This is a genomic window from Streptomyces sp. 2A115 (genome assembly GCF_052245575.1).
In the GTDB taxonomy this organism is placed as follows: Bacteria; Actinomycetota; Actinomycetes; order Streptomycetales; family Streptomycetaceae; genus Streptomyces.
Genome location: NZ_JBQQCG010000181.1, coordinates 1 through 5,407, shown reverse-complemented (window position 1 = coordinate 5,407; position 5,407 = coordinate 1). Strand labels below are relative to the sequence as shown.

The 5,407-nt window shown below is 71.0% G+C and carries 5 protein-coding genes; all 5 read left to right on the top strand.

Translation table 11 applies throughout. The features are described from left to right. Window positions 1-132: 132 nt before the first annotated feature. Window positions 133-1,473: an ABC transporter substrate-binding protein gene (locus ACTWQR_RS55235; protein ID WP_443234929.1), complete on the top strand. Its 1,341-nt coding sequence runs from the start codon at window positions 133-135 to the stop codon at window positions 1,471-1,473. Further along, the gene (locus ACTWQR_RS55230) at window positions 1,470-2,474 is read left to right on the top strand and encodes a carbohydrate ABC transporter permease (RefSeq protein ID WP_443234928.1); all 1,005 of its coding nucleotides are present in this window, start codon (window positions 1,470-1,472) and stop codon (window positions 2,472-2,474) included. Before ACTWQR_RS55235 ends, ACTWQR_RS55230 begins: the two co-directional genes overlap by 4 nt. After that, a complete protein-coding gene (locus tag ACTWQR_RS55225; RefSeq protein WP_443234927.1) occupies window positions 2,471-3,313 on the top strand; it encodes a carbohydrate ABC transporter permease in 843 nt (280 codons plus the stop codon). Before ACTWQR_RS55230 ends, ACTWQR_RS55225 begins: the two co-directional genes overlap by 4 nt. Before the next feature lie 39 nt (window positions 3,314-3,352). Beyond that, the gene (locus ACTWQR_RS55220) at window positions 3,353-4,387 is read left to right on the top strand and encodes a Gfo/Idh/MocA family protein (protein WP_443234926.1); all 1,035 of its coding nucleotides are present in this window, start codon (window positions 3,353-3,355) and stop codon (window positions 4,385-4,387) included. Then, window positions 4,384-5,407: Gfo/Idh/MocA family protein (locus ACTWQR_RS55215; RefSeq protein ID WP_443234925.1), on the top strand; the 1,024-nt coding region annotated here is incomplete at its 3' end. The genes ACTWQR_RS55220 and ACTWQR_RS55215, both read left to right, overlap by 4 nt.

Genomic DNA, 5,407 nt, shown 5'->3' with positions numbered 1-5,407 from the left:
AGCGCGCACATCTCAATCAGCAGCCAGGGCGCCCCGGAGAGCCGGACGGCCACTCCTGGCAAGCCACTGAAGGCAAGACCCCATAAGCCACATCCGGCCCTCCCGGGCCACCCAACAACTTACGGAGACCCCATGAGCCCCAGCCCGTCGTCCCTGTCCAGACGTACCTTCCTCGCGGCCACCGGCGCGGCCGGCGCCATGGCGCTCACCGCGTGCAGCGATCTGACCCCGGGTGCCTCGTCGTCCGAGAAGAGCAGCACCGGCCCCGTCTCCACGGCGGTACCGGCCGACAAGAAGATCACGCTGGTGGTCGCCGACGCCGACGACACCACCATGACGCCGGGCCTCGTCGCGGCCTTCCGCGCGAAGCACCCCAACATCACCGTCGACCGCCGGTACACGGGCTGGGACGACTACCTCAAGAGCATCAACACCACCATGTCGGCCGACAGCGCCCCCGACATCGCCCAGTTCACCTCCGGCATGCAGAACCTCGTCCCCGGGCGGCTGCTGCTCAAGGTCGGCGAGTACGGCAAGGCGTACGGCTGGGCGGAGAAGTTCCCCGGCCTGGACCAGATCACCCTCACCCCGGACGGCAAGACCGTCGGCACCGGTGATCTGTACGGAGTCGGAGCGGGCCTGTCGTTCGAAGGCGTCTACTACAACAAGGCGAAGGCGCAGAAGCTGGGCCTTACCGTCCCCCCGGCCACCTTGGAGGACCTGGAGGCCTTGTTCGCCAAGGCCAAGGCGGCCGGTGAGACCGCGCTGGTCGCCGGCAATCTCGACGGCGGTCTCAACCACCCCTTCAACGTGCTCCTCTCGGCCTTTCTGACACCGAAGGACCGCGAGGCGTGGGCCTACGGCCACAAGAGCGCCACCATCGCGCTGCCGGAGGCGGAGAAGGCGGCCGAGACGCTCAAGCGGTGGGTGGACAAGGGTTACGTCACCCCCAAGGTCAACGGCGTCAGCGACAACGACGCCACCGCCGCGTTCGCCAAGGGCGAGGGGGTCTTCCGGATCAGCGGCAACTGGGCAGCGGCCGCGGTGGCCAAGGGCCTGGGCGACGGGGCCGGCTACTTCAACATGCCGCCCGTCACCTCCGGCGGGAAGGTACGCACCACCGGCGCCGGTGTGTACTACTGCGTGTCCAGCAAGTCGAAGAACGCGGCCGCGGCAGCCGCGTTCCTCGAGTTCGCCGCCGGCGCGGAGGCCGCGGCCATCACCGCCAAGGGGGGCTTCATGGCCCCCGACGCGGGCGCCATGCCGAGCCAGAGCGGACTGCTGGGCGATGTCCAGAAGGGCTGGCAGGCCATCGTCAAGGACGCCGGCCTGCAGCCGTTCATCCAGAACTCCTCCTCCCCCACGATGGGCGACACCCTCACCACCCAGCTGCAGTTGCTCGCGGGAGGCAAGGTCACCGCCGAGAAGTTCCTGGCCGGTCTCCAGACGGACTTCGAGAACTACCACAAATGACCACTGCCGACCGACTGACCGACCCCGCCCGCGCTCCCGGCGCCCCGCGTCCGGCCGAGCGCGGGCCGGACGGCACCGCGCGCAGGCGCCCCCGCAGGACACGGTCCGGCGGCCCCCGCACAGCACTGTCCGGCCGCCGCCGACGCCGGGCCGTGGCGTTGCTGTACCTGCTGCCGGCTCTGCTGCCCTACACGCTCTTCGCCGTACTGCCGCTACTGCACACCGCCTATCTCTCGCTGTTCGACTGGGACGGGGTGACCCTCCCGACCTTCGTCGGCTTCGACAACTACGGCCGAATCGCCACCGACCCGCAACTGCGCGCCGCCGCCTGGCATGCCGGGGCGCTGATCCTGTTCTTCTCCGTCCTGCCCATCTGCCTGGGACTGGTCTCGGCGGCGATCGTCTCCCGGCGTGCCGGGCGCCGGGGCACCGCCCTGGTCCGCACGGTGCTGTTCCTGCCCCAGGTCATCCCGCTGATCGCGGTCGGCATCCTCTGGCGCTGGGTGTACGCCGAGGACGGCACCCTCAACCAGGCGCTGCGGGCGATCGGCCTGGGCGGCCTCGCCGACGCCTGGTTGGGCAGCTTCACCTGGGCGCTGCCGGCCGTCGGACTGATCGGCAGCTGGGTCGTCTCGGGCCTGTGCATGGTGCTGTTCCTGTCCGGGACGCAGCGCATCGACCCGGAGATCTATGAGGCGGCGCGGATGGACGGGGCGGGCCCGGTACGCGAGTTCACTGCGATCACCGTCCCGCTGCTGCGACCGGAGTTCGCCGTGGCGCTGTCCATCACCGTGATCGCCGCCCTGTCCAGCTTCGACCTCATCTACATCACCACCGGAGGAGGCCCCGGCAACAGCACCGTCGTCCCCGGAATCCTCATCTACCGCCTGGCCTTCGGGGGCGGCGCCGTCGGGGTGGCCAGCGCCCTGGCGATCGTACTGACGGTGGTCATCTCGATCGCCGTACTGGTGATCAACCGGCTGTCCAGGGAGGCACCGTGACCTCCCCGACCTTGACGACCAGAGCGGTCACCGGACGGCTCGCGGCACCCATCGTCCTCGCGCTGTTCATGGCCGCCGTACTCATGCCGTTCGCCTCCCTCCTGCTGGCGGCACTCCAGCCCGCGGGCGCTCCGCTGACCGGCTTCGCCCTGCCGGACGGGCTGCACCTGGAGAACTTCTCCCGCGCCTGGTCCGCGGCGGGCTTCGGCACGCTGCTGCGGTCGAGTGTGGTGATCGCGCTGTGCGTGGTGCCGGCCGCGGTGGTGTGCGCGACCCTGGCCGGGTACGCGCTGGCGACCTTGGACGTCCCCGGCCGGGGCAGGCTCTACGCGTATCTGCTGCTCGGCCTGTCCATCCCCACCGAGGGCACCATCATCCCGCTCTACTACGACCTGCGCGCCGTAGGTCTGACGAACACCGTCCCCGGGCTGGCCCTCGCGGAGATCGGCGCGTTCATGCCGTTCGGCGTCTTCTGGATGCGCGCCCACTTCGCGACGATGCCGCGCAGCCTGATGGAAGCCGCACGGCTGGACGGCGCCTCCTCATGGGCGACGCTCTGGCGGATCCTGCTGCCCAACTCCCGCCCGGCGATTACCACGTTGGGCGTTCTCTACTTCGTCTGGAGCTGGAACCAGTTCCTGCTCCCGCTCATCCTGATCCAGGACCCGGCCCGCCGTACGGCCCCTGCCGGACTGGGTTTCTTCACCGGGCAGTTCGGCGTGGACGTGCCGCTGCTCGCCGCGGCCACCCTGATCGTGATCGCCCCGGTGGTGCTCGTCTACCTGTTCTTCCAGCGGCACTTCATCAGTGGCGTACTCAGCGGCGCCCTCAAGGGCTGAACACACAAGGCCGGAACCCACAGGAGGTCGGAGAATTCCATGGCAGAACTCGAAGTCGCGCTGATCGGCGCGGGCGGCATCGCCCGCACGCATCTGCCCGCGTGGGTCGCCCTCGGCGCGCGGGTACGCCTTTACGCACCCGACGGCCGCGCCCCCGCCCTGGCCCGCGAGTTCGGCGCGACGTCCGTGGGCTCCCTGCGTGAGGCGATCGCCGGGTCCACCGTGGTGGATGTGTGCACCCCGACCGACACCCACCGGGAGATCACGCTGGCCGCCGTCGCGGCCGGCGCCCATGTCCTGTGCGAGAAGCCGCTGGCGCTCAGCGCGGCCGAGGCCGACGAGATGGCCGACGCGGCGGAAGCGGCCGGGGTGCGGCTGTACCCGGGACATGTCGTGCGCTTCTTCCCCGCCTACGCCCGCCTTCGCGACCTGGTGGCCAGGGGCGGCCTGGGCCGGGTGGCGGTCGCCCGGTTCACCCGCACCGGCCGCTACCCCACCTGGAGCGGCTGGTTCGCCGACCCGGCACGCTCCGGCGGGATTCTGACGGACCAGATGATCCACGACATGGACATCGCCCGCTGGCTCTTCGGCGAGGTCGTCCGGGTCCACGCCCGGCACCAGGGGCATCTCACCGCCCCGGCCCCGGAAGGGGCGGTCGCGACCGGTACCGCCGTACTCACCCACGCGGGAGGCACCATCACACAGGTCGTAGGGGTGTGGGGGCCACCGGCGACGCCGTTCCGCACCACGTTCCATGTGTCGGGCACCGGCGGTACCGTCCAGCACGACTCCCAGGCCCACCTCGACCTGCGTATCACCGGTCGCGCGACCGGCGGTCCGGCGGACGGCATACCCGTCGGAGACTTCGGGGAATCGCCCTACCTCGCCCAGATCCGCGAGTTCGCCGAGGCGTTCGCGGGCGGTCCGGAACCACGGGTGAGCGGCCGGGACGGTGTGGCGGCCGTCCGCATCGCCGAGGCCGCGGCGGAGTCCGCCCGTACCGGACGAACCGTCGAACTCACCCCGCTCGCCCCGCAGACAACCACCGTACCCACAGGGGGAATCGACCAGTGAGAGTCGCCGTACTGTCCTTCGCCCATGTGCACGCCGCGACGTACATCGGGCTGCTGCGCGACCGCGACGACATCGAACTGATCACCGCGGACCCCGACGCCCCGCCGGGCGACCCCACCCGCGGTCGGGAACTCGCCGAAAGCCTGGGCGCCGCCTACGTCGACACCTGGGAGGAGATATTCGCCCTCCGCCCCGACGCCGTACTGGTCACCAGCGAAAACGCCCGTCACCGGCACCTGGTCGAGCGGGCCGCCGCGATCGGTGCGCATGTGCTGTGCGAGAAGCCCCTCGCCACGACGGAGGCGGACGCACGAGCCATGATCGACTCCTGTGAACGCGCGGGGGTCGGGCTGATGACCGCGTATCCCGTACGGTTCAGCCCCGCCTTCACCGCCCTGCGCCGCGCGTTGGCCGACGGCCTGCTGGGCGGGCTGATCAGCGTCCACGGAGCCAACAACGGTTCGAACCCGGCCCGTTCGCGCCCCTGGTTCGCCGACCCGGAACTGGCGGGCGGCGGAGCGCTGGCCGACCACACCGTCCATGTCGCCGACCTGGTCGACGCCCTACTGGACGGCGAGCAGGCGGCGGAGGTGTACGCCCAGGCGAACAGCATCCTGGACGACGGCGGCCCCGCACCGGACGTCGAGACCGCGGGTCTTGTCACCATCCGGTACCCCAGCGGAGTGGTCACCGCCGTGGACGCCAGCTGGAGCCATCCGCCGGACCACCCGACCTGGGGCGGGCTCGCCATGACCTGCGTCGGCGAAAAGGCGATCGTGGAGTTCGACGCCTTCCCCCCGCTGCTCGGCGGATTCGACTCCGCCACCGGCCGCGACCGCTGGGAGGCGGGCGGGGCGGATCTGGACGCCGCCATGCTCGACGAGTTCCTCGACGCCGTACGCACCGGACGGCGGCCGTCCCCCGACGGCGAGTCGGGCCTGCGCACCCTCCGGATCGTGCTGGCCGCCTACGAGTCGCTGCGCTCCGGACAGCCGGTCGCGCTGCCGGACGCCCTTGGCG

Excerpts from the sequence above, each read along its gene's own strand:
- ACTWQR_RS55235 (WP_443234929.1), top strand. The coding sequence starts at position 133 with ATGAGCCCCAGCCCGTCGTCCCTGTCCAGACGTACCTTCCTCGCGGCC.
- ACTWQR_RS55230 (WP_443234928.1), top strand. The coding sequence starts at position 1,470 with ATGACCACTGCCGACCGACTGACCGACCCCGCCCGCGCTCCCGGCGCC.
- ACTWQR_RS55220 (WP_443234926.1), top strand. The coding sequence starts at position 3,353 with ATGGCAGAACTCGAAGTCGCGCTGATCGGCGCGGGCGGCATCGCCCGC.